Source organism: Martelella sp. NC20, from assembly GCF_013459645.1.
Lineage (GTDB): Bacteria > Pseudomonadota > Alphaproteobacteria > Rhizobiales > Rhizobiaceae > Martelella.
This window is the reverse complement of the sequence record NZ_CP054861.1, coordinates 1564811-1587909: the sequence shown is the minus strand read 5'-3', so window position 1 is coordinate 1587909 and position 23099 is coordinate 1564811. Positions and strand designations below refer to the sequence as shown.

The window sequence follows — 23099 nt, the reverse complement described above, 5'->3', positions numbered from 1 at the left end:
AGCGCAGTCGAATAGCGATGCGCTCGCCGCGGCCATGCACAGCAGGGCGTTGGGATCGTTCAGATCCGGGCGCCACCGGTCGCATCAATCATCTGACCCGTCGTCCAGCGCGCATCGTTCGATGCGAGGAAGGCGATGACGTCGGCGACGTCTTCCGGCTTTCCGACACGTGAGAAGACCGAGAGGGCTTCGGCGCCGGCGCGCGCATCCGGCGATGCCAGCCACGCGGCATTCATATCCGTCTCCGTGACACCCGGCAGCACGGCATTGACCGTAATTCCACGCGCTGCAAATTCTGGCGCCAGCGCCAGTGTCAATGTCTCCAACGCCCCCTTGGAGGCCGCATAGGCCGGATGTGTCGGCGCCGCGATCCGGGTGAAGCCGGTGGACACATTGATGATGCGGCCATCGTCGCGAATATGGTCGGCCACTGCCTGGATCAGGAAGAATGGCGCCTTGTAGTTGATGGCCATCACTTCGTCGAAAGCAGCTTCGCTCGTCTGCTTCAACGGCAGGGCGGGCGCGATGCCGGCGTTGTTCACAAGAATGTCGAGAGCGGCGGAACCCGTCTCGGCACGGGCGGCTTCGCCGAACTGTGCCCAAAGGCTATCGGCCGCGTCCTTGCCCTCTCGCAAGTCAGCCTTGACACCAACCGCCTTGACCCCGAGCGCCTCGATGTCGCGAAGCGTGGCATTGGCCGCCTCCGCGTTGGCGGTGTAGTGCACGCCGATCAGTGCCGCGCCTTCCTTCGCGAAGGCAAGTGCCGCCGCCCGGCCGATGCCGCGCGAACTTCCGGTGATGAGGGCTATCTTGTTTTCCAGTCTCTTGGTCATGGATCACTCCGTTGCTAAATTAAATAGTGACCGATACAATAAGAGCGTAAATGCTGCTGTCAACAATTTAATAGGGATCACTATTTAATGTCGAATCCAGTTCGCAAACGGGGCAGACCGCGCGCGCTCGATCGCGACGTGGGCCTCGACATCGCGGCACGCCTGTTCTGGGAACGCGGCTATGAAGGAACCTCGACCGCCGACCTCACGAAGGCCATGGGGATCAATCCGCCGACGCTCTATTCCATGTTCGGCTCAAAGGAGGAACTGTACCGTCAGGCGCTCGAGTTCAGCACCGCCCGCGAAAGCAGCCGCCGGATGGAAATCTTAGCATCCCCTCTTCCAGCTTACGACGCCCTCAGGCAGTACCTCTACGATATCGCTGATGGAGACACTCAGCCCGACAAGCCGCGAGGTTGTATGGTCTCGACAGCCGTCCTGCAGCATGCGGAAGAAAACGCATCCGTCGCGCAGATGACAGCGGCCTTGCGGGAAGCATCGATGCAGACCCTCAAAACCCGATTTGACCGGGCGGTCGAACAAGACGAATTGCCGCCGCAAACCGACACCGAGACGCTCGCGCGCTTCTATGGCGCGATTATCCAGGGCATGTCGGCACAGGCCTGCGATGGCGCCTGCAATGCGCGGCTGAAGCAGCTGATCGATCTCGCGCTCACGGCCTGGCCCGGGAAGCATGGCGCCTGAAGAGGTGTAGCGCCCAGAGACAGGTGATCTGCTTGTGCTTGCCGCAAACGTCGCAGAACTTTATTGGTGGTTCGCCCCGGACGCCTTGAAGGGATACGAACCGCGAATCCCCATACTAGAGTTTCAACGGCTTGAGAACGTTCGATAGTTTCCTCCTATCGATTGTCCCGTCAACGGATCAGGAACATGTCCTCGCCGCGATGGTGCAGACGCGTGCGCTTCATTCTCTGGTCCTATCACTGGGATAGAGCTTCCTTAAAACGGAGTATTTCAACGGGGCAAGGTCAGCGGCGATCTCGCTGGAGGCCTTTCGTTTCCGGTCCAAGTTAAAGCCCCGCCTGGTAGGTGTAGATGTCACTCGGCGTAGGGGTTCGACGCCGATCGGCACTATATGTATTTGTAATTTCTGAAGTGAGTGGGGTTCCGACATCATGCTTATTGACACCTATGATCCGAAGCTGGTCCATTACGGCAACTGGGAACCCTCGTCGGGGTATGAAAAGACCCATGAACTGATGAAGCTTCCCGACCCGCCCGATGGAATTTTCTGCGCCAATGACCTGATGGCGATCGGTTGTCTGGAGGTGTTCAAGGAACTCGGAAAGTCGATCATCGTCGGTCTTCGGTGAACGTTCCATCAGGTGATCTTCGACAGCCCGACTGATCACCACCGTTACCCTGGTCCGCCAGTGCCGCGACAGCGCGCGCGACGTCCCGTGACACAACCTCGGTCTGCATCAGGTTGCGCGCCTTGTACTGCTCGATCGTCAGTCCGTAACGACGCGCCGATGTCGCCAGCGCCTCCGGCGTCCACAGATCGGTATCGAAGACCCCGTCGGGATGGATGGCGTTGACCCTGATCCCCTCGGGCGCCAGCTCTAGGGCGGCCACCCGCATCAACTGCGTCAGCCCGGCCTTGGAGACGGAATAGGCGGCCGCGCCGGCGCCCGGAGCCATGACATTGCGCGAGCCTATAAAGACCACGCTCGGATCGACGCCGTGGCGCAGGAACGGGATCGCCTGTTTCAAGAGCTTACGGTGCGACGTCAGGTTCACCGCCAGGGATGCGTCCCACGCCGCGGCCTCAAGCACTTCGATAGTCGCTCCGGCGCGGAATATCCCCACGTTGGAAACAAGGATGTCAATGCCGCCGAAGTCGGCCACCGTATGCCGCAATGCGGCGGTCACCTCCGCTTCGTCGGTGAGATCAACTGTCACGCCTCTGAAATCCGGACGGTTCATGAACCTCTCGACGTCGGGATTGATATCAAGCCCGACCACGACCGCGCCACGGTCGCGCAATGCTACCGCCGTCGCACGACCGATGCCGGTGGCGCATCCGCCGATCACCGCAATCTTCCCCGCAAGCGGCGGCGGTGTGCCCTGCGCGCGCAGCTTCGCTTGCTCCAGCTCCCAGTATTCGAGCGCCCGCAGATCGTTTTCGTCCAGTCCCTGCCAGCCGCCGAGACGGGCGGCGCGACGCAGGGCCGTCAAATTGGCTGCTGCGACATCGGCGGAAACATCCGCCCGCGCCAGCACCGACCCGAAGCTGCGCACCGCGCCGTCGGGCAGGATTGCCCAATGGGGATGCGGCGGCAGCGGCTGCAGGTCGTCATCATTGCCGCGCTCGACATAGGCGCGGTATTCAGAAGCGAAGTTCTCGAGCGCCAGTTCGATGTCGCCGCCGACGACAACTGGGAACGGCTTGTTGTGAATGACATGCTCGGGGGTCAGTGTGCCGTTGCGGGACAGCCTGCCGATTTCTTCGATCTCGTCGACCGGCAGGGCGGTCGAGGGCCGCGAGATCATGGCGCGTCCGGCCATTCGGCTGACGCGGCCACGCAGGTCGGCAATCGCGACGGGATCGGTCTCTGTTTCTCCCGCCTTCGGCAAGGACGGAACATGCTCTGAGAGCCATCCCTCCGCCCGCGCGCAGATCGCCACCATGCGATCATAGCTTTCACGCGCGGTCTCGCCCCAGGTGAAAACACCGTGATGCTCGAGGATGATCGCATCGGTCTCGGCCAACCCGGACGAGAGAATCGCTTCACGCATCTGCCGCGCCAGATCAAATCCCGGCTTTACATATGGCAGTATGATAACGCGCGGCCCGTAAATCTCGCGCAACAAGGCTGTGCCGTTGACGCTGTTGGAAATCGTCAGCACGCCGTCAGCATGAGAATGATCAACATAGGGCGCGGGAACGAGAGCATGAACGATGGCCTCGATAGAGGCGGCCGCGGCTTGCGGATCAAGACGCGCCCGCTTGACCTCGGCAACCATGTCGCTATCGGACAGACTTTCGAGCTCGGCCAGCGCCAAAAGGGCGGGAAGCTCAAGCGCGGTGAAGCCCTCGACGCCCATCGTGCCCAGATCGTAACCGCTGGCCTTCACCCAGATGACCTATTTCGACGCGCCGAAACGGTCGGCGGCTGCACCTTTGAAGGAAGTATTGCCACCGCCATGCAGGACCAGGGAGCGATCGCGCCCGATCAATCGCGAAGAATAGGCTCGCAGATCCAAACCTGTCTCCGCCTTTGCAGCCTCGGCCTCGTCCCAGAGGTTTTTCATGCCATTTCCCTGATTTCAAGTTTTCGGGGCCGGCGGACCGGCCCCGGTGTCGGCGCCTGCGACATCAATCCGTCGTCTTGTTCCGCAGATCCTGGAACAGCTCGTAGCCTTCTTCGCCGGTTCGCCCCTCATGCACGACAGCGGCGAGCGCGGTCAGCATGGCTACCGGATCTGTTGACTGGAAAACATTGCGCCCCATATCGACGCCGGCTGCGCCCTGGTCGATGGCGCGGTATGCCATTTCAAGCGCTTCGCGTTCCGGCAGCTTCTTGCCGCCGGCAATTACGATTGGCACCGGGCAACCAAGGGTGATGCGCTCAAACCCTTCGTCAACGTAGTAGGACTTGACGAATTGCGCGCCAACTTCGGCGGCGATGCGGGTGGCAAGGCCGAAATAGCGTGCATCACGCGCCATCGACTTTCCGACTCCGGTGACGGCCATGGTCGGGATACCATAGCGGGTGCCGGTATCGATCAGCTTCACGACATTGGCGATGGACTTGTGTTCATATTCCGCGCCGATATAGACCTGCGCCGCCATTGCGGTCGCACCCAGACGGATTGCGTCATCAATTTCCACGCTGACAAGCTCATTGGAAAGCTCGGTCAGGATCGAGTTGCCGGCAGAGCAGCGCAGAACGACAGGCTTGCGGACTTCAGGCGGAATTGAGCTGCGCAGGCCGCCCCGCGTGCACATCAAAACATCGGCATGCTCGGCAAGGGGTGCGATCGTCAGATCGAGCCGTTCGAGACCGGTGGTGGGCCCCTGGAAATAGCCGTGATCGAAGGCGAGCATGACCGTGCGGCCCGTGTCAGGACGAAAAACCTGCGAAAGACGCGCCTTCATGCCCCAATCGTGATGCGCATTGCCTTTTAGAAAGAAGCGCGAGGTATCCGCCGGCCGCTCCCGTCCCCAGTCCTTGCCGTCCTTGATATCGTCCAGATCTGCCATTCAACCCTCACTCTCGCCGCGTGAAAGCGGCTGTCTGGTCGTCATACGCTTTCACGCGGAACCGAACGTCAACACTCGCTGACGGAACCGCTATTTCCACCTTTCGACGAAATCCCGAGTGATCTCAGGATCTGCCGACACCGGATGCGTAAACGCTAACAGCGCGAGTTAGAGATATCAATAATTTTGTTTCTTTTATCGTAAAATTTGTTGCTTAACAACATTTTGGATATTTCTGATTGGGAGCACGCTCCGCATTCCAACGCGCGCGAGGGTATGTAATCCTTATCAAATAATTGGGTTTATTAATTTATTTTCTGCTTCAATAGCGATATCAGAAATGATTAGACAGAGACCGGAAATTGTTCGATACAAGAAAATGTTAAATTCAACGAGAGAAGCGATGAGCGATCATAACAATTTGGACGTCGACACCGAGGCAACGCCCTCCAAGGCGGAACGGCGACGGACCAAAATCGTCCAGTTTCTGATGAGCGGTTCATCGATCCAGATCCGGGATCTGGCCGAAATGCTCGACGTCAGTCTGATGACTGTCCATCGCGACCTATCCGTTCTGGAAGCGGAAGGCCTCGCGCGCAGATTGCGCGGATCAGTTTCAGCAGAAAAGTCGCTATTGTTCGAGAGCAGCTACAACTACCGCGGACGCAAGAATGTGGAGGACAAGAAGCGGCTCGCACGCGCGGCTATCGCTCATCTTGAGCCCGGAAATGCTGTCATGATCGACGACAGCACCACCACATTCCACCTTACCGACTACCTTGATGAGGTCTCGCCGTTAACCGTCGTCACCAATGCCGCGCCGATCCTTGAGCGGCTGCGGCAAACACCGGACATCGATCTGGTATCGACGGGCGGACGCTATCACCCGGGCTATCACGGCTATTTCGGAGCCAATTGCGAAAAAGCCATGCGCTCCTATCATGTGGACGTAGCGATCCTGTCGACGACCACGATCCAGGGGCTATCGCTCTATACGCCCGACGAAATCGTTGTCCGCGCCAAACAGACGATGATGCAGGTCGCCCGACGGCGGATTCTGCTCGCCGATGCGACCAAATTTCAGTTCAGCGCCCTGAACTATGTCGCAGAAATCACCGATTTCGACCTCGTGATCCTGACTGGCGACATACCATCCAAAGAACTCGAGTTAATTCGCGCATCGAACGTGAATGTCGAGATCGTCTAGACAACAGCATCTAGTCACCAGGAACCAAATTTGCCATCATTGATATGAAGCGAATTTTGGGGGTTGGCGATGAGGGGGCGGGCATCGGTTACAATTGAACTCAGCGATGAGGAACGCGGGTTTCTGGAAGCGCCGTTGCGCCGGCACAAGGCTGCGCGATCGCTGTCCGACAGGTGCAGGATCGTTCTGCGATGCGCTGATGGCGCGACAAGCAGGGAGATCGCCGCCGAACTCGGACATACCGAGCATACGGTCGGCAAGCGGCGGCGACGGTTTTCCGAACACCGCATCGAAGGGCTTTCGGACGCGTATCGCGCCGGCCGGCCTCGGACGAACAGGTTGCCGACCTGCCTCGAACGATTGTGATCAAATGGACGCTGGAGACGACGCCGAAGGATGCGACCCATTGGTCGATTCGGTCGATGGCCGAGGAAATCGGTCTGTCACACACCACGATCCGCCGCATCTGGAACGCGTTCGGACTGCAACCGCATCGCGCCGAGACGTTCAAGCTGTCCACCGATCCCCCTGTTCGTGGACAAGGTGCAGGATGTGGTCGATCTTTACATGTCTCCACCGAACCGGGCTATCGTGTTGTGTGTCGATGAAAAATCCCGGATACAGGCGCTCGACCGCGAGCAGCCCGTCCTGCCCATGGCGCCGGGCCTGGCGGAACGACGCACCCATACATATGTCCGCAATGGCGCCACCTCGCTGTTTGCCGCGCTCGATATCGCCACCGGAGCGGTGATCGGGAAATGCTGCAAACGCCACCGCGCGACGGAGTTCCTCGACTTCCTGAAGGAGCTGGACCGGAGAATGCCCAAGCGGCGGGACGTGCATGTCGTCATGGACAACTACGCCACGCACAAGACGCCGAAGATCAAGGCCTGACTGGCCCGCCGCCCGCATTGGCCCGTTGCCCGCATTGACACGTCCACTTCACGCCGACCTCGGCAAGCTGGCTGAACCAGGTCGAGCGCTGGCTCCATAATATGACAACTCCGTTGCGGAAAGGGGCATCGGCGCTAATCTCCAGTGGCGCCGAGGGGATAGTGGCAGGCCACCTGATGGCCATCACCGAAATCCCGCAATTTTGGTCGCTCGGAGCGGCAGCGATCGGCGGCAAACGGACAGCGGGTGGAAAACTTGCAGCCCTTCGGCGGGTCGAGCGGGCTTGGAATTTCGCCTTCCAGCAGAATGCGCTGGCGCTTGCCGCGGTTTTCCGCCTGCGGAACCGCGGATAGGAGAGCCTGGGTATAGGGATGGCGGGGCTCGCGATAGAGCGCATCGGTTTCGCCGATTTCCACCAGCGAGCCGAGATACATCACCGCAACCCGCGACGACACCTGCCGCACCACCGCCAGATCATGCGCGATGAAGATATAGGTGAGGTTCAGCCGCTCGCGCAGGTCCGAGAACAGGTTGACGATCTGGGCCTGAACGGACACATCCAGCGCGGAGACCGGCTCGTCGGCAACGATCAGCTCCGGTTCGACCGCAAGCGCGCGGGCAATGCCGATACGCTGGCGCTGTCCGCCGGAAAATTCGTGCGGATAGCGGTCGAGATATTCCGCGCGCAGGCCGACGATATCCATAAGCTCTTCGAGCCAGTCATTGACCGCGCCGCTCTTGCGGATGCCGTGAACCCGCACGGCCTCACCCACGATCTCGCGCACGCGCCGCTTCGGGTTGAGCGAGGCCGATGGGTCCTGGAAGATCATCTGCATCCGCCGGCGCACCGGCAGGAGCCCGCGTTCGCCCACGCGCGTGATGTCCTTGCCATCGAATTCCAGCGTTCCCGAAGTCGGATCGTAAAGCCGCGTCAGGCAACGGCCGAGCGTGGATTTTCCGGATCCGGACTCGCCCACAAGCCCGAGCGTTTCGCCCTGATGGACTTCGAGCGTGATGTCGTCCACGGCATAGAGCGTCCGGCCCGAACCGGGCCGCATGGTCTTGCCGACGGTAAAGTGCTTTGAAAGATCGCGGGAGGCAATCAGCGGCGGTTGCTGGCCTGTCATCTCGCTCATGCGTCCACCTCATGGCCTAGAACGGCGCGTCGCGCGGCGGCGCGCTCGGCGCCTTCGAGCACACAGAGTGCTGTATGATTGCCATCCCGACGGGTTGGCGGACGGGCCGCGCATTCAGGCCTGGCAAAGCGACAGCGCGGGGCAAAACCGCAGCCGACAGGCGCCTGTTGCGGGGTGGGCGGCATTCCGGGGATCGAGGGAAGCCGTGCCAGCTTTTCACCGTAAAGCGGCGGGATGGAAGCCATCAGACCCCAACTGTAGGGATGCATCGGCTGGTCGAAGACCTCCGCCGTCGTTCCCTTTTCCACCATCCGCCCGGCATACATGACATGGACCCGGTCCGCGACTTCGGCGACCACGCCCATATCATGGGTGATGAGGATGATCGCGGAACCGAATTCGTCGCGCAGTTTCAAAAGCAGATCCAGAACCTGCGCCTGCACGGTCACGTCAAGCGCCGTCGTCGGTTCGTCGGCAACCAGAAGAGACGGACTGCAGGACAGCGCCATCGCGATGACGGCGCGCTGACGCATGCCGCCGGAAAGCTGATGCGGATAGCGGTCGACCGCCTCGTTCGGATTGGGAAGGCCCACCGAGGCAAGGAGTTCCACCGCGCGCAGACGTGCAGCCTTCTTCGACACATTCTCGTGGGTCCGGATCTGCTCGGCAATCTGCCAGCCAATTGTGTAGACCGGCGTCAGCGCCGTCATCGGATCCTGCGAGATCAGGCCGATTTCCTTGCCGCGCAACCGGCGCAACGCCCGGTCCGGCAGTTCGAGCAGACGTTTGCCCTGAAAGGCGACGGAGCCCTCGACGAAGGTGGTCCTGGGATCGTTGAGGCCGAGCAACGACAGCAAGGTCACCGATTTCCCCGATCCGGACTCGCCAACGATCGACAGGATTTCTCCTTTCTCGACATGGAAAGACACGTCGTCGATGGCCTTCATCCGGCCCCGGTCGGTGGCAAAGGATACCGACAGGCCCTGCACATCAAGCAGCGTCGCGTTTGCGCTCTTTTCCATCAGCGCCCCCTTACCCGCGGATCTATGACAACATAGACGATGTCGACAATGGCATTGGTGACAACGACAAAGAACGAAGCGTACATCACGGTGGCGAGGATCATTGGCAGATCGAGATTGAGCATGGCCTGATAGGTCAGGCGGCCGACTCCATTGAGACCGAACACGACCTCCGTCAACAACGCGGCGCCACCGACGAGAACGCCGAAATCGAGGCCGAACATGGTCACGAACGGGATCATCGACATCCTGAGCGCATGTTGCAGCATGACGCGGCCGGGCGACAGACCCTTGGCGCGGGCGGTGCGGACATAGTCTTCCTGATAGGCCTCCACCAGATTGGCCCTCAGAACGCGGCCATAGATGCCGATGTAGAGGGCGGCCAGCGTGAACCACGGGATCACCAGGGTCTTGAACCACAGCCAGGGACCATCGAAGAACGGCTTGTAGCCGAGGCCCGGCACCCAGGAGAAAAGCCATGTGTCATGAAAGCGGCTCTGGGAAACCAGGTTCATCAGTTCGCCAAGCCAGAACACCGGCATCGACACGCCGATGAGCGCGAGGATCATCAGGCCCTTGTCGATCACCGTATCGCGGTACATCGCCGCCAGAACTCCGACCACGATTGACCCGAACACCCATAGCACCGCCGCTCCAAACACCAGCGACAGCGTGATTGGGGCGGCGCGCATCACCTGCGGCACAACCTCCAGCCCGCGATTGACGAAGGAGGTCAAATCGCGGGTGACGAACAACTTCTTCATCATGATCACATATTGAACGGGCAGTGGCTTGTCGAAACCGAAATCCTTGCGGATCGCCTGAACCGTTTCCTGCGCGGCATTGCGCCCCGCAATACGCGCGGCAGGATCGGAGCCGGGCGTTGCGAAGAAGATCAGGAACACGAGCGCCGAAATGCCGAACATCACGAAGATCATCTGGCCGAGGCGCTGGAGGATTGCAAAAAACATTGATCGCTCCTCAGCGCATCTTGGTTCTGGGGTCGAGCGCATCACGCACACTATCGCCGAGCACATTCAGCGCCAGCACGGTGAGCACGATCGAAATACCGGGCGCAAGCGCCACCATTGGCCGGGTGTAGAGCAGACCCTGCCCGTCCTGAATGATCGTGCCCCAGCTCGCATCCGGCGGCTGAACGCCGATGGAGAGGAAGGAGAGTGCCGATTCCGTGACGATGTTGAGCGCCATCATGATCGGGATATAAACGATCAGCGTGGTCGTCACATTCGGCAGGATATCCTTGATGAGGATCCGCCAGCGCGGAATGCCGAGGCCGCGGGCGGCAAGCACAAACTCGCTTTCGCGCAGAGACAGAACACGCCCGCGGATCGGCCTTGCAATATAGGGAACGTAGATGATGCCGATGATCACGATCGGGAGCGCGAGGCTTCCCGAACTGATCTCGATCGGGCCGAGAACGATCGTCTGCGACAGGAGCACGATCGACAGCGAGATGGCCAGGAGATAGACCGGGAACGCCCACAGCACTTCCAGTATTCGCGACAGGACCATATCGACCCAGCCGCCGAAGAAGCCCGCGGAAATGCCGATCACTGCCGCCAGCACCAGACAGATGAGCGTTGCCGCCGATGAAATCAGAAGCGAATTGCGCCCGCCGTAAAGCAGGCGGGCTGCGACATCACGGCCCTGATTGTCGGCGCCGAGCATGTATTGACCGTGCCAGGTGGGGCCGATGGGGGTGACGCCAAGGCCGAGACCGGTGGTCGAGGCCTGCATGATCTTCTCCGCGTTGCCGTCAATCTCGATCGAGCCCGAGAGATTGGAGCGGAACGGGTCCGACTTCGCGACATATTTCGCATAGAGCGGCGCGGCGAGACAGGCGAGCACGATCAGTACCAGCACGGCGAAGGCGCCGATGGCGGCCTTGTCGCGCGACAGGATCAGCCATGCCCGGCGCATCGGGCTTTGCCCGACGCGTGGCTTAGGCTCTGCCGGGTTCACTGGTAACGCTGCGTCTGTCATGGGCATGGATCTCGTCTGGCCGGTGACAGGGCGCAAACGCCCTGTCTCTGATGTCTTCAAGGCGCTGCCGCCGCCGGTCGCCCGACTTGAGGCCATCTGACCGGGAGCGGCAAAGCCGTTCTTGTTACTGCACCCAGGACTGGTCGATGAGCCAGCGGAACTGGTTGGAGAAGATGAAGTTGCCGACGCGCTTGGAGGTGAAATCGACATTCTTCGGCGTGAACAGCGGCGCGACCGGCGCCTGCTCCATGAACGCCTTGTCGATCTCGGCCCAAAGCTTGTTGGCACCTTCCGGATCGGTTACTGCCGTCTGCATGGCTTCAGCCATCTTGGCGTCGATCTCTTCGTTGCAATAGCCCGCAATGTTGATCGAAGCGTCCGAACCCTCGTTGAAGGATGCGCAGGACAGGAGAACATTCAGGAAGTTCGAAGCCTGCGGATAGTCCATGAACCACTGCGAAACCGAGATCTGCACATTGTTGTCGGTGTTCTGGATATAGGTGAACTGGATGTTGGGCGAGATCGCCTGCATCGTGGCGTCATAGCCGAGTTCGGCCAGAACGCTCTGCAGATAGGTGCCAACGGCGCGAGAGGTCGCGGTGTCTTCGGCAACCACCGTCACCTTCTGTCCGGCCGTGCCGGATTCCTCGACGAGCTGCTTTGCCTTTTCCATATCGGGCGCCGACCAGGTCGTGCCCGGATTTTCGGTGTAGAGGCAGCTTTCTTCAAAGCCGGGGAATTCCGGCGGCAGGATCTGGCAGGTCGGCTGCGCGAGAACGGGGCCGCCATAGATGCTGACCAGCGCATTGCGGTCGATGGCATAGTTGACGGCCTGGCGCACCTTGACGTTATCGAACGGCGCAAGATTGGTGTTCATCGGCGCATACCAGAAGGCGGCAAGCGGATTGACGTGAACCTGGTCGGCGTACTGCGTGCCGAGTTCGTTCAGCCGATCTGCCGGCGGCGGATCGAACATCCAGTCGAGCTGGCCGTTCTGGATTGCGTTGATCATCGATTCTTCATTCATGCCGAACCGGTAGACGATCTCGTCCGGGAAGCCCTGCGGCTGGGCGTCGACGCTCCATTCGGAAAATTCCGGATTGCGCTTCATCACCATCTTGTCGTTCGGATCGTAGCTCCCGATCATGTAGGGACCGGTGCCCGGAATATAGCTCGTGCCCGCGTCGGTCGCCGCGGTTTCGGCAGGCAGGATTGAGGCATGCGGAACGGCGAGCTTGTCGAAGAATTCCGAATCCGGTGCGACCAGATGGAAGGTCACCGTGCCGGCCGCTTCATCAGCGACAATGCCGCCTTCCAGCGTGCAGCTCTTCGACTCGGCAAGGCATTTGTCGGCGCCGACGATGTTGTTGTAGAACGAGCCGGAGGTCGGGCCGTTGATCTTGAAGATGCGCTGGAACGAGGCGACGACATCTTCCGCCGTCACATCCGTGCCATCGGCGAACTTGAGGCCGTCACGCAGCTTGAACACGTAGGTCTTGCCGCCATCCTGCGGTTCTGGGATCGCCTCGGCCAGATCGGGAACGATCTCGTAACCCTCCGCACGCGAGGCCTGCTTGAACTTCACGAGACCATCGTAAAGGATCTGGAACACTTGCCAGAACTCGGCGGTGTAGTTGACGTGCGGGTCGATCGTGCCGGCCGCCGACACCGCGCCCAGCATCATGGTGCCGCCGCTGTGCTCTTTCAGAAGCGCTTCGCGATCCTGCGCCTCGGCAACGCCGCCAAGCGCCGTCTGTGCCAGAAGGCCCACGGCGAGCGCGGCTCCTGCTGTCTTCAAATGCCTGATTGTCTTCATCACTGCTGTTCCTCTTTTGCTTTCTGTTTTTGGGTTGATCGCACGCCGCTCAGGCGGCCTTTTCATCGAGATAGGCGCAAACGGCCGCTATGCAGGCTTCCCGTTCCTCGACATGCGGCATGTGGGACGAAGCGCCGAACACGGTCCAGCGGACATCCGGAATTTCTTCCAGGAAGGGCGTCACGCAAGCTTGCGTCGCTTCATCGAAGCGCCCGGAGATCAGGTAGGTCGGAGCCTCGATTGCGGAGAGCTTGCCGACCACGGACCAGTTCTTCATCGTGCCGACGACATGGAACTCGTTCGGACCGTTCATCGTGTGATAGACCGTGGGGTCCTCGTCGATCTGATCGAATGTATGCTGGACCTCCGGCGGCATCGGTACGATCCGGCAGACATGGTTCTGATTGAACACGTCGGTGGCGGCCTTGTATTCGGCGCTGTCCGTCGTGCCTGCCTTTTCGTGCTTCAGGAGCGTCTCGTGAACGCCGCCCGGAAGCGCCTTGCGCAGCCGGTTGGCTTCGGAAATCCAGGTCTCCATAGCGGCCGGAGAATTGGCGATCACCAGCGCCTTGAGGCCCTTTGGGCAATCGATTGCAAATTCCGCGCCCAACATGCCGCCCCACGACTGGCCGAGCACGCAATAGGCATCGCGAATGCCGAGATAATCGATCAGATTGTGCAGTTCCTTCTTGAAGAAATCGACGGTCCAGAAATCGGCGCCCTTTTCCGGCAGGTGTGTGGACTTGCCATTGCCGACCTGATCGTAGTGGACGACGGCGCGGCCGCTCCCGGCGACATCCTTGTAGCTGTCGACATAATCATGCGTGCAGCCAGGACCGCCATGGACCACGATCAGAGGCGGCTTGCCGGATTTCAGGTCGCCGGTGATCCGATACCAGGTCCGATATTCGCCGTAGGGCGCGAAACCTTCTGTGACTGACACCTCTTTCTCCTTGTCTTTCATGCACCGCATTTGGTGCGGCCTTCATTGTTGCAGATGGCCTCCGCCGCTTCCTCGAGCGTCATCCGCCAGGTCATGGCAATGGCGCGCAGGGTCTTCATGGCCGCCTCCTGATCGCGCGCGCCCTCTTCCATCAGCAAGAGGACGGCCTGGACGACGGACGGGCGCTGGCGCAGCCGGCCCTCGAGAGCGCGAATGTCATCCGTCTGCCGGCGTATTGTCTTGAAGGCGTGGCTTGCCACGAGCAGAACGCTGTAGACACCGGTGGAGCCGATCGGCTTCAACAGATGGGCATCGGCGCCCTGTGCAATCGCCCATTCGATCCGGCCCGGCGCTTCCGATCCGATCAGCCCGATGGTGGGCATGGGCGCACAGCCCGGCTCCCAGGGAAACTGGCCCTCATGGCCGCCATCGACATCGAAAAACACGAAGTCGGCCTCGGCATCCGCCAGATCGAGCTGCGGCCAGACCACCCGTGTGGAGATCCTGAGAAGCGCCAGCTGCCGCACCAGCGCCTCACTGGTTGCATGCGGCGGGTGGAGAATGAGAGCTTTTTTGCCGGCGATATCCGGTCGCTTGAATGTCTTCATTTGACCACCTTCAAGCTTGCTGTTTTTTCGGCGCGCGGCATTGGCTGGAAAGCTTCGCGTGCGGCATCACCGGAAAGATAGGGGTCGGCCACGATCGGTCCGATGCTGCGGTCGAACAGGCGGAACCGTCCGTCTTTCCCGACTTCCGCCATATGGCATGAAAGTGCTGCGTGCTGTGTTGCAGGATCGACCGAGAGCGCCCCGATCGGCGTATCGAACCTGCGCGAGGTGACGACCCGGCGCACGACCTGTCAACGGCGGCGTAAAAACCGGCCACGGGGCGGAGCAAAAGTCGGCCACTTTGGACGCCGGTATGAGACCCGCGGGAGGGCGTAGCCCGAGCGGGGGTCTCATACCGGCGTAGCGATTTTCTGAAGGGTTTCAGCCAGCCTTTCTGGCGCGGCTTTGGGCGAGACGATAGCTGTCGCCATTCATTTCGAGAATGTTGACGTGGTGGGTGACGCGGTCGAGCAGAGCGCCAGTCAGTCGCTCGGATCCCAGGATTTCTGTCCATTCGTCAAAGGGCAGATTGCTGGTGATCAGGGTGGCGCCCCGCTCATAGCGTTGCGAGATCAACTCGAACAGCAGCTCCGCGCCGGTCTTTGACAACGGCACGAAGCCAAGTTCGTCGATGATCAGCAGCTTGTATCCTGCCATCTGCTTCTGGAAACGTAGGAGACGCCGCTCGTCACGGGCCTCCATCATCTCGCTGACCATGGCAGCTGCTGTGGTGAAGCCAACGGACAGGCCCTTCTGGCAGGCGGCCAGGCCAAGGGCGAGCGCTATGTGCGTCTTCCCGGTTCCGCTGGGGCCGAGAGCGATGACGTTCTCGCGACGCTCGATCCATTCGCAGCGGGCCAGTTCCAGCACCTGCATCTTGTTGAGCTTCGGTATGGCGGTAAAATCGAAACTGTCGAGGCTTTTGACAACCGGGAATTTGGCTGCCTTGATACGGCGCTCGACCTTGCGGCGATCCCGTTCGATCATTTCCCGCTCGGCAAGCCGGGTGAGGTATCCGATATGATCAACGCCCTCGGTGGCGCAAAGCCGGGCCAGTTTCTGATACTCCCGCTGGAAGGTCGGCAGCTTCAGGCTCTTGAGGTCGTGGGCAAGCAGGATCTCGGGTGCTTCGGTGCTCATGCCGCTTCTCCCTTCCCCGATGACAGGAGGCCCATATACGCCTTCGCCGATGTCGTCTCCACGGTTGCTCTCGGCAGGTAGGGATAGATCGACAGATCAAGTCGCGGCGGCCGGCGCTCCACCCGGCAAAGAATCAGATGTTTGACGGCGTCGAAGCCGATCGCACCGAGATGAATGGCTTGCTTGATCGCCGCATGCAGGTCAGCCATATCGAAGCTTTCCAGCAGTCGAAGAACCTGCACGTATTCTCGCCGGCCATGCTTTGCCATGCGGCCTTCCATCAGACGGCACAGTGTCGCGAACTCCTCCGGCAGATCCCAGCCCTGCAAAGGGGCTGCCTGATCCAGCGCATTGATCTTCTGCTCGATCAGCGGCAGGTAATGCACAGGGTCGAAGATGACATCCTCCCGATCAAAGCTCCTGGGATGGCGGGCGATGATCTCGCCGCGGCAACCAATCACCACCTTGTCGACATAGCCTCGGACCCAGACGTCCTGGTGACCGTAGGCGACGGGTACGGAATAGTCGTTCGTCTTGTAGCGAACGAGAGACTGTGCCGTGACCCTGGCGCTGGCCTGATCGCAGGCGTCAAATGGGGAGGCTGGCAAGGACTGCATGGCAGCCAGATCACGCTGCAGCCGTTCACCGATCATCTCGCTCTCACCACGCAGCCTGTCGCGCTGGCGCTTGCGGCACTGTTCTTCCAGAAAGGCATTGAACGCATCCCACGTTGGAAACTGCGGGATGGGGACCATGAAGTTACGCCGCGCATAGCCCACGAGGCCCTCGACATTCCCCTTGTCATTACCCTTTCCGGGGCGGCCATAGCGATCCCGGATCAGATAATGGGACAGGAACCCGCTGAACAGTGTTGCCCGCTTGCGCGTGCCATCAGGCAGGATCTTCGCCACAAGGCAGCGGTCATTGTCATAGACGATTGATGGAGGCACGGCCCCGAAGAAGGCGAACGCATGGACGTGGCCATCGACCCAAGCCTCGGCTACCGCCGCCGGATAAGCCCGCACATAGCAACCGTCGCTATGCGGAAGATCGAGTACGAAGAAATGGGCTTTCTGCTCGACACCTCCGATCACGACCGTCGCCTCACCGAAATCGGCCTGCGCATGGCCGGGCGGATGAGAAAGCGGCACGAAGACTTCCTGACGGCGCTGTTCCCGCTCCCGGATATAGCCCTTGATAATCGTATAGCCGCCGGTGAACCCGCACTCATCACGAAGCCGGTCAAACACACGCTTGGCTGTATGGCGCTGTTTGCGCGGTACGTGTCTGTCTTCGTCCAACCAGTGGTCGATCGTTGAAACGAACGCGTCCAGCTTCGGCCGCCGGACCGGTGATTGTCGCTGATAGCCAGGAGGCGTCGAATACGACAACATCTTCGCTACGCTGTCGCGGGATATGTTGAAGTGCTTGGCTGCCTGACGTCGGCTCATCCCTTCCGAGACGGCCAGACGAACCTTCAGATAAAGTTCCACGGTGTAGATCCTCTGTCCCTCCTGCGCTCATTGCAGAAGGAAAATAGGTGGCCGGATTTTACTCCGCCCGCGGACGAATTATTCCGCCGCTTCCGTGGCCGACTTTTGCACCGCCGTTCTCAGACCGGCTCGGCCTCATCGAGAGCGATGATTTCCTCAGGCGTCATCGCGGCGTACTTGTCCGAAAGCGCACGGATTTGATCGACAAGCTCCTGAGCGCGCTCAGGATTGGCGCTGTTGGCGACGAAATCGTCCCAAATCGGCGCGAGGCGCTTTTCGATTTCGGCCATGTCTTCCGGCGAGGGCTCGACCGTGGTCACACCCGCCTCGTCCATCAGGGCGAGCGCATCCTTGGTCAGGTTGTCGTAGTGGATCGCGTTGTTCATCGCCGCCTCGCGCCCGGCAACCGCAAGGACTTCCTTCAGATCGTCGGGCAACGGGTCATAGAAGTCCGGGTTCATCGCATTCGGAATCCAGATCAGCGCGCCGTTGAGCCGGTAGTTATATTTTGCGACATCGTACAGACGATAATCCGCCATGGCCGCGGTGCTGAGGATCACCCCGTCGACGACGCCCTGCTGGAAAGCGGCGTAGGTGTCTCCGATCGAGATGTTGACGGGCACCGCGCCCAGAAGCTCGAGCATGGTGCTGATCAGCCCGCCGGCGGAGCGGATTTTCAGGCCCTTCAGATCTTCAACCGAATTGACCGGCACCTTGGTGATGATGTCGTAGGGCGAGGTGACGCTGGTGAAGGCAAGGTCGGTACCCAGCCGCTCGAACTCGTCCCGGAAGTATTCGGGGTACAATTCGTTGATCACACGGGTCGCGACGTAGACATTCGGATAGGCCAGTGGAAGCTCGGTCGCCTTCACGAGGTCGAAGCTTGAAGACATGTAGACGGGGAAAGCGGGCGTGACGTCTGTAATGTCCCCGGCGATCGCCTTGAAACCGTCGGGCGCGCTGTGCAGCGTGCCGTCCGGAAAAGCCTCGATCGTGATGCGGCCATCGCTGAGTTCGGCGATACGCTCCGCATATGGGACGTAGACTTCCGTCCATGCCTTTGAATTGCTGGGTTTATATGTGGACAGACGCAGGGTGTAATTCTCCTGCGCCGCCGCCTCTCCAACTGCTAGGGTAGCGATGAGCGCTATGGCACAACTCCTCAACAAACACATCATGATCTCCTCCCAGCTCATGTGATGCATGTTGCGGAGTAAAACAAACATTCGTTGGTTTTGCAACTCCTCATCGAAACCCAAACCGGCAGGTCCAAGAAAAATACCGTGTTTACAAACGGTCGTTTGTATGAGACGCTCGGCAATCCTTGGAGGATCGGCTTCAATTGAAATGGAGCAAGGAGGGAGGAAAGAATGTTTATCAAGAAAATCGTAGTCGGGGCCGCGCTCGCACTTGCGCTGTCCGCTGGAACGAGCGTCGCGCAGGAGTTCGAGGTAAAGGTTTCCTATAACCAACCCGAGACGTCTCCTGCCTGGCAGGAGGTCTTTCAGGCCTATGCCGACGAGCTCGAAGAGCTCAGCAATGGTCGTATCGAGGCCGAAACCTATCCGGGCGGTGTACTGCACCCGGTCGGCGACGGCTTCAAGGCGCTGATCAGCGGCGTCACGGACGCGACAGCGGCCTACCCGATCTATATGGCGTCGAGCTTCAACCTGATCCATGCGAACGAACTGCCGCACGCCCTGCCGGACAGCGACATTGCCGCGACCCGCGTCGTCAATGAGATGTACCCGGACTACTACATGGATGAGTACGAGCGGGTTGGCGTCTATCTCGGTTTCTATGCGGTCACGCCATCCTACGACATCCTGTCGCGCAAACCGATCTCGAGCGTCGATGACCTGAAGGGCATGAAAATCCGTGCCGCCGGCGGCACCATGTCCGAGATCGTCGAGCGTCTGGGCGCCGTGCCAGTCACCATGACCATCACCGACACCTATTCCGCCTTCCAGCAAGGCGTTCTGGATGCAGTGCTCCTCAGCACTGCGGATCTCGGGGCCTACAATCTGGATGAGATCGGGAAGTACAATTACCGGATCGGCATTGGCCGTGTCGCCATCCCGACCGGGTTCAACAAGGCGCTGTACGACTCCATGCCGGAAGATCTGCAGGAAGTGGTCGCCGTCGCCGGCCGTCACGCCGCGATGAACTATGCCAAAATGTACACCAAGCTGACCGAAGATGCGCTGGCCGGCATGAACGAGGAAGGCGTCGAGATCATCGAGCCTTCGGAAGCGGACCTCGCCAGGATCGATGAACTCCTGGCCCCGATATACGCGGCCTTCATCGAGAAAAACGCCTCGATGCAAGATCCGACGGCCGAGGAGACCCTGGCGCAGCTTGAGCAACTCACGGAAAAATACGGCGCGATGAGCGACGAGGACATCCTCGCCCTGGACGAGGAGCAGCCGGTCACCGGCGCCTTCCACTGACAAGAGAACGGGCGGGGTCGGCCAACGGCCGGCTCTGCCCGCACCACTCATACACCGGACAACATCATGGTACGCTATCTGCTCGTAAGAGCTTCTTCACTGATGTTCGGCGTTGCAGCCTATGTCTGCTACCCCGCGATCCTCATCATCATCTCGATCGACGTCGTACGCCGCTACGTATTCAATTCTCCCTGGACCTGGTCGCAGGAATTCGCCTCGCTGATGCTCTTCCTCGCGCTTGCCCTCTCCGCACCCGCAGCCTGGCTGGCCGGGGTTCACATCCGGGCGGAATTTGTCCGGGCCAACGTGTCGGAGAAAGCGAAATCGCGCATCGAGCGCGTGGTCTGGCTGCTTGTGGTTCTTGTGAGCGCAGCCCTGGCCTTCCAGTGCTGGAAAGACGGCAAGATGATGATTCTCTTTAACGAAAACTCGCCTGAGCTGGACCTTCCGCACGTCTGGTTCCGCTTCGCACTGGGCGTGTCCGCCATTATGACCGGATTGGTCGGTCTCTGGGGTCTCGTCACGGGCCATGTGGCCGACGCGGACAGTTCCGAGCACGAGGAGATAATCGAATGATCCCGGTGATCCTCAGTTTCGGGGTCCTGCTTGCGCTGATCGCCTTGGGTATCCCGATCGGGCTGGCCATGATCAGCATTGGCCTGGCCGGCCTCTATTTTGTGGGAACGTTGAATAGCGCCCTGGCCCAAATGACGCTGGTCTACTGGTCCGAAGGCACGAGCTTCCTGCTGCTGTCTCTGCCCTTCTATATCCTGATGGGCAACCTCATCCATCACACCGGCATCGCGCGCAGCCTGTACCGTAGTGCGTCACTCTGGTTGAACTGGCTGCCGGGAGGCCTTGCCATTGCGTCGGTCTTCGCTTGCGCGGGTTTCGGGGCCGTCAGCGGCTCCAGTGCTGCCACCGCAAGGACCATGGGCGGCATCGTTATTCCGGAGATGAAGCGCTACGGCTATGGCATGCGGCTGGGAACCGGCGTGATGTCGGCCTCTGGCACGCTCGGCATCCTTATTCCGCCCAGCATCATCATGGTCTTCTACGGCCTGATGACCGAAACCTCGATCGGCGATCTGTTTGTCGCGGGCATCGTGCCCGGCATCTGCATTTCGATCATTTTCGCGCTGATCGTCCTGATCACCGCAGCCATCCGGCCAAGCGAGGTCGGCCGGAGGATCGACCCGGCAAGCTTCACCACGCGCGACATGCTGATATCGCTTTTTGAAGTCTTGCCGGTTCTGGGCATCTTTGCGGTCATCCTCGGCGGTCTTTACCTCGGCGTCTTCACGCCGACCGAAGCTTCGGCCATCGGTGTGGTCGCCGTGCTGCTCTACGGAGCGCTGTCGCGGAAGCTCAGCCCGGCAGCCGTCCGCAACGCACTGACCGACAGTGCCCTGACGACCGCAATGCTCTTTCTGATCATCGTGGGCGGATATCTCTTCACCCGGTTTCTCGCGCAGACCGGGCTGATGGGCACCATCCTCGGTTTCATGAACAGCCTCGACCTGAACTACTGGGAATTCATCATCGCGGTGACGATCCTTTACCTCGTGCTTGGCTGCATTCTCGATCTGTTTGGAATGCTTATCCTGACGGTCCCGATCCTGTTCCCCTTTGCCATGTCGCTTGGCATCGATCCGGTCTGGTTCGGCATCTATATCGTGATCGTCGCCGAGGTCGCGCTGGTCACGCCGCCGATCGGGATCAATGTCTACATCATCAACGCGGTGGCCAAGGATGTGCCGCTAGGCACGATCTTCCGGGGCTGCATCCCCTTCGTGGCGGGCATGTTGCTGTTCATCGCCGCCCTGGCGGTCTGGCCGGAAATCGCGCTGTTCGCAATCCGATAGGAGGACTCTGCTTTGATCATCACGGCCATCATCGACCTGCAGGAAAGGCTTGTGCCCGCAATGGCAGGGTCTAACGCAATGGTAGCGAACGCTGCGAAACTGGTCGCCGGGTCCAAGGAATTCGCTCGCCCGATCGTGGTGACCGAGCAGAACCCCGACAAGCTGGGCGGAACGGTCGCCGAACTGCAGATCGACCGGGAGACGGCAATCCCGAAAATGTCGTTCGACTCCTCCGGACTGATCCTGCCCGGTTCGGAGACGGTCGAGATGGTGGTCCTTGCTGGTTGCGAGGCGCATATCTGTGTGCGTCAGACAGTGCGCGGGCTGAGGGCGCGCGGGATCGACGTGGTCGTCGCCGTGGATGCCATCGGATCCCGGAAAGACATTGACTATCGCACCGCTCTTCGGTCGATGCGCGACATGGGCGCAAAACTGGAGACCGTGGAATCCATCTTGTTCGACTGGCTTGGAACCGCCGAGCATGACAGGTTTCGACCAATCTCGCAGCTGATCCGGTAGGCTTGCGGAGCCGGATGAAAACGGGGCCCAGCGACGGGCCCCGCTTTGTCATTTGTCGGCGCGCCAGTCCCATGCCGGCAGGCGTTTCTCGAAGAAGCTCGCCATGCCTTCCGCAGCATCGGCCCAGTCCCACATATCCGCGACCCGATCCACGGTGTAAATGAAATTCTCATCGTGATTGTGCCGATCGACATAGCGGATCAGATTCTTTGCCGCCGCAATCGCCTTGGGCGAGCAGCGCAACGCCAGATCGACCTCGCGCTCGACTGCGGCGTCCAGATCATCCGCCTCGACCGCCATGCTCAGGATGCCGTATCCGACGGCCTCTTCGCCGCTGAATGGCCTGGCGTTCAGGAACAGCCGCCTTGCATTCGCTTCGCCCAGTCGCTTGACCACATAGGGCGCGATCATCCCGGGGAGCATTCCGATGCGCGATTCCGTGATCGCAAAGGTTTCGCTCTTCAGCCCGATCGCGATGTCGCACGTGGAGACCAAACCAAGACCACCGGCATAGGCCGCGCCATTGATTCGGCCGATCAGGGGTTTGCTCAGGAAATCGAGTTCCCGCAGCCAGCTGGCCAACTTCTGAGCCTCGGCAATGCGTTCCTCGCGGGGCCGGCCGGACTGGCTCTGCTGATATTTGAAATCGCCGCCGGCGCAGAAGGCCTGGCCCTCGCCCGACAGCACCACGACGCGAACCTTCGGGTCCTCGTCATAATCGCGGACAACCGCGCGCGCCTCGTCGTACATCGTGCCATTCATGGCATTGCGAACTTCCGGCCGCGCCAGCGTCAGGTAGCCGACCCCCCTATCGTCGACATGCGCCTTGATCGTCTGAAATGTCATCCGTCCCTACCTTGTTTCGATTACAGGATTTACAAACAGTCGTACGTTAGTTTAATGTCATCAAGAGCGTTGATCAACCACTGATACCGAAATGC

General features: G+C 60.4%; 23 protein-coding genes and 1 pseudogene. 8 read left to right on the top strand and 16 right to left on the bottom strand.

Going from position 1 to position 23099, the window contains the following annotated elements:
- Window positions 1–59: 59 nt before the first annotated feature.
- Complete coding sequence (locus HQ843_RS07660; protein WP_180899086.1) at window positions 60–833, bottom strand: SDR family NAD(P)-dependent oxidoreductase; 774 nt, start codon at window positions 831–833, stop codon at window positions 60–62.
- Between the two features lie 87 nt (window positions 834–920).
- Between HQ843_RS07660 and HQ843_RS07655 the strand changes: the two genes are divergently transcribed.
- Together HQ843_RS07655 and HQ843_RS07650 are read left to right on the top strand one after the other, a co-directional pair.
- On the top strand, window positions 921–1538 hold the full coding sequence (locus tag HQ843_RS07655; protein WP_180899087.1) for a TetR/AcrR family transcriptional regulator: 618 nt from the start codon (window positions 921–923) through the stop codon (window positions 1536–1538).
- A gap of 431 nt (window positions 1539–1969) precedes the next feature.
- A complete protein-coding gene (locus HQ843_RS07650) occupies window positions 1970–2167 on the top strand; it encodes a type 1 periplasmic-binding domain-containing protein (RefSeq protein WP_180899088.1) in 198 nt (65 codons plus the stop codon).
- On the opposite strand, the gene HQ843_RS07645 is transcribed toward HQ843_RS07650, so the two are convergent.
- The 3 genes from HQ843_RS07645 to lsrF form a co-directional block, all read right to left on the bottom strand.
- Window positions 2148–3932, bottom strand: coding sequence for an SDR family NAD(P)-dependent oxidoreductase (locus HQ843_RS07645; protein ID WP_180899089.1), 1785 nt, complete (start codon window positions 3930–3932; stop codon window positions 2148–2150). The genes HQ843_RS07650 and HQ843_RS07645 overlap by 20 nt on opposite strands.
- A 9-nt stretch (window positions 3933–3941) precedes the next feature.
- Complete coding sequence (locus HQ843_RS07640; protein ID WP_180899090.1) at window positions 3942–4109, bottom strand: hypothetical protein; 168 nt, start codon at window positions 4107–4109, stop codon at window positions 3942–3944.
- Between the two features lie 64 nt (window positions 4110–4173).
- A complete protein-coding gene (lsrF, locus tag HQ843_RS07635) occupies window positions 4174–5061 on the bottom strand; it encodes a 3-hydroxy-5-phosphonooxypentane-2,4-dione thiolase (protein WP_180899091.1) in 888 nt (295 codons plus the stop codon).
- A 403-nt stretch (window positions 5062–5464) separates the two neighbouring features.
- Between lsrF and HQ843_RS07630 the strand changes: the two genes are divergently transcribed.
- Complete coding sequence (locus HQ843_RS07630) at window positions 5465–6268, top strand: DeoR/GlpR family DNA-binding transcription regulator (protein ID WP_180899092.1); 804 nt, start codon at window positions 5465–5467, stop codon at window positions 6266–6268.
- 69 nt (window positions 6269–6337) lie between these two features.
- Window positions 6338–7287: pseudogene (locus tag HQ843_RS07625) on the top strand (IS630 family transposase); the annotation flags it as partial.
- Window positions 7288–7296: 9 nt separating this feature from the next.
- Here HQ843_RS07625 and HQ843_RS07620 read toward each other — a convergent pair.
- From HQ843_RS07620 to HQ843_RS07570, 11 genes are all read right to left on the bottom strand, one after another.
- On the bottom strand, window positions 7297–8289 hold the full coding sequence (locus HQ843_RS07620) for an ABC transporter ATP-binding protein (RefSeq protein ID WP_180902289.1): 993 nt from the start codon (window positions 8287–8289) through the stop codon (window positions 7297–7299).
- A gap of 5 nt (window positions 8290–8294) precedes the next feature.
- Window positions 8295–9320, bottom strand: a complete 1026-nt coding sequence (locus HQ843_RS07615; RefSeq protein WP_180899093.1) for an ABC transporter ATP-binding protein — start codon at window positions 9318–9320, stop codon at window positions 8295–8297.
- Window positions 9320–10291: an ABC transporter permease gene (locus HQ843_RS07610; RefSeq protein WP_180899094.1), complete on the bottom strand. Its 972-nt coding sequence runs from the start codon at window positions 10289–10291 to the stop codon at window positions 9320–9322. Before HQ843_RS07610 ends, HQ843_RS07615 begins: the two co-directional genes overlap by 1 nt.
- 10 nt (window positions 10292–10301) lie before the next feature.
- Window positions 10302–11324 carry an ABC transporter permease gene (locus HQ843_RS07605; protein WP_180899095.1) on the bottom strand — a complete coding sequence of 341 codons (1023 nt, stop codon included), beginning with the start codon at window positions 11322–11324 and terminating at the stop codon, window positions 10302–10304.
- Window positions 11325–11448: 124 nt separating this feature from the next.
- On the bottom strand, window positions 11449–13140 hold the full coding sequence (locus tag HQ843_RS07600; protein WP_180899096.1) for an ABC transporter substrate-binding protein: 1692 nt from the start codon (window positions 13138–13140) through the stop codon (window positions 11449–11451).
- Window positions 13141–13189: 49 nt separating this feature from the next.
- Complete coding sequence (locus HQ843_RS07595; protein WP_180899097.1) at window positions 13190–14104, bottom strand: proline iminopeptidase-family hydrolase; 915 nt, start codon at window positions 14102–14104, stop codon at window positions 13190–13192.
- On the bottom strand, window positions 14101–14691 hold the full coding sequence (locus HQ843_RS07590; protein WP_180899098.1) for an ANTAR domain-containing response regulator: 591 nt from the start codon (window positions 14689–14691) through the stop codon (window positions 14101–14103). Before HQ843_RS07590 ends, HQ843_RS07595 begins: the two co-directional genes overlap by 4 nt.
- A complete protein-coding gene (locus tag HQ843_RS07585; RefSeq protein WP_180899099.1) occupies window positions 14688–14936 on the bottom strand; it encodes a transporter substrate-binding protein in 249 nt (82 codons plus the stop codon). The genes HQ843_RS07590 and HQ843_RS07585 overlap by 4 nt, the downstream gene beginning before the upstream one ends.
- A gap of 136 nt (window positions 14937–15072) precedes the next feature.
- Window positions 15073–15831, bottom strand: coding sequence for an IS21-like element helper ATPase IstB (gene istB / locus HQ843_RS07580; RefSeq protein ID WP_180899036.1), 759 nt, complete (start codon window positions 15829–15831; stop codon window positions 15073–15075).
- On the bottom strand, window positions 15828–17324 hold the full coding sequence (istA, locus tag HQ843_RS07575; RefSeq protein ID WP_180899035.1) for an IS21 family transposase: 1497 nt from the start codon (window positions 17322–17324) through the stop codon (window positions 15828–15830). Before istA ends, istB begins: the two co-directional genes overlap by 4 nt.
- Before the next feature lie 119 nt (window positions 17325–17443).
- Complete coding sequence (locus HQ843_RS07570; protein ID WP_180899100.1) at window positions 17444–18583, bottom strand: TRAP transporter substrate-binding protein; 1140 nt, start codon at window positions 18581–18583, stop codon at window positions 17444–17446.
- 111 nt (window positions 18584–18694) lie between these two features.
- Between HQ843_RS07570 and HQ843_RS07565 the strand changes: the two genes are divergently transcribed.
- The 4 genes from HQ843_RS07565 (at window position 18695) to HQ843_RS07550 (ending at window position 22158) form a co-directional block, all read left to right on the top strand.
- Complete coding sequence (locus HQ843_RS07565; RefSeq protein ID WP_180899101.1) at window positions 18695–19774, top strand: TRAP transporter substrate-binding protein; 1080 nt, start codon at window positions 18695–18697, stop codon at window positions 19772–19774.
- 66 nt (window positions 19775–19840) lie between these two features.
- On the top strand, window positions 19841–20350 hold the full coding sequence (locus tag HQ843_RS07560; RefSeq protein ID WP_180899102.1) for a TRAP transporter small permease: 510 nt from the start codon (window positions 19841–19843) through the stop codon (window positions 20348–20350).
- Complete coding sequence (locus HQ843_RS07555; RefSeq protein WP_180899103.1) at window positions 20347–21639, top strand: TRAP transporter large permease; 1293 nt, start codon at window positions 20347–20349, stop codon at window positions 21637–21639. Before HQ843_RS07560 ends, HQ843_RS07555 begins: the two co-directional genes overlap by 4 nt.
- A gap of 12 nt (window positions 21640–21651) precedes the next feature.
- Window positions 21652–22158: an isochorismatase family protein gene (locus HQ843_RS07550; protein ID WP_180899104.1), complete on the top strand. Its 507-nt coding sequence runs from the start codon at window positions 21652–21654 to the stop codon at window positions 22156–22158.
- A 48-nt stretch (window positions 22159–22206) separates the two neighbouring features.
- On the opposite strand, the gene HQ843_RS07545 is transcribed toward HQ843_RS07550, so the two are convergent.
- Window positions 22207–23004 (bottom strand): enoyl-CoA hydratase-related protein, encoded by a 798-nt coding sequence (locus tag HQ843_RS07545; RefSeq protein ID WP_180899105.1) that lies wholly within the window; start codon window positions 23002–23004, stop codon window positions 22207–22209.
- Window positions 23005–23099 lie beyond the last annotated feature (95 nt).

Excerpts from the sequence above, each read along its gene's own strand:
- HQ843_RS07630 (WP_180899092.1), top strand. The coding sequence starts at position 5,465 with ATGAGCGATCATAACAATTTGGACGTCGACACCGAGGCAACGCCCTCC.
- HQ843_RS07615 (WP_180899093.1), bottom strand. The coding sequence starts at position 9,320 with ATGGAAAAGAGCGCAAACGCGACGCTGCTTGATGTGCAGGGCCTGTCG.
- HQ843_RS07610 (WP_180899094.1), bottom strand. The coding sequence starts at position 10,291 with ATGTTTTTTGCAATCCTCCAGCGCCTCGGCCAGATGATCTTCGTGATG.
- HQ843_RS07590 (WP_180899098.1), bottom strand. The coding sequence starts at position 14,691 with ATGAAGACATTCAAGCGACCGGATATCGCCGGCAAAAAAGCTCTCATT.
- HQ843_RS07600 (WP_180899096.1), bottom strand. The coding sequence starts at position 13,140 with ATGAAGACAATCAGGCATTTGAAGACAGCAGGAGCCGCGCTCGCCGTG.
- HQ843_RS07560 (WP_180899102.1), top strand. The coding sequence starts at position 19,841 with ATGGTACGCTATCTGCTCGTAAGAGCTTCTTCACTGATGTTCGGCGTT.
- HQ843_RS07660 (WP_180899086.1), bottom strand. The coding sequence starts at position 833 with ATGACCAAGAGACTGGAAAACAAGATAGCCCTCATCACCGGAAGTTCG.
- HQ843_RS07640 (WP_180899090.1), bottom strand. The coding sequence starts at position 4,109 with ATGAAAAACCTCTGGGACGAGGCCGAGGCTGCAAAGGCGGAGACAGGT.
- HQ843_RS07605 (WP_180899095.1), bottom strand. The coding sequence starts at position 11,324 with ATGACAGACGCAGCGTTACCAGTGAACCCGGCAGAGCCTAAGCCACGC.
- HQ843_RS07650 (WP_180899088.1), top strand. The coding sequence starts at position 1,970 with ATGCTTATTGACACCTATGATCCGAAGCTGGTCCATTACGGCAACTGG.
- istB (WP_180899036.1), bottom strand. The coding sequence starts at position 15,831 with ATGAGCACCGAAGCACCCGAGATCCTGCTTGCCCACGACCTCAAGAGC.
- HQ843_RS07655 (WP_180899087.1), top strand. The coding sequence starts at position 921 with ATGTCGAATCCAGTTCGCAAACGGGGCAGACCGCGCGCGCTCGATCGC.
- HQ843_RS07555 (WP_180899103.1), top strand. The coding sequence starts at position 20,347 with ATGATCCCGGTGATCCTCAGTTTCGGGGTCCTGCTTGCGCTGATCGCC.
- HQ843_RS07595 (WP_180899097.1), bottom strand. The coding sequence starts at position 14,104 with ATGAAAGACAAGGAGAAAGAGGTGTCAGTCACAGAAGGTTTCGCGCCC.
- HQ843_RS07620 (WP_180902289.1), bottom strand. The coding sequence starts at position 8,289 with ATGACAGGCCAGCAACCGCCGCTGATTGCCTCCCGCGATCTTTCAAAG.
- HQ843_RS07565 (WP_180899101.1), top strand. The coding sequence starts at position 18,695 with ATGTTTATCAAGAAAATCGTAGTCGGGGCCGCGCTCGCACTTGCGCTG.
- HQ843_RS07545 (WP_180899105.1), bottom strand. The coding sequence starts at position 23,004 with ATGACATTTCAGACGATCAAGGCGCATGTCGACGATAGGGGGGTCGGC.
- lsrF (WP_180899091.1), bottom strand. The coding sequence starts at position 5,061 with ATGGCAGATCTGGACGATATCAAGGACGGCAAGGACTGGGGACGGGAG.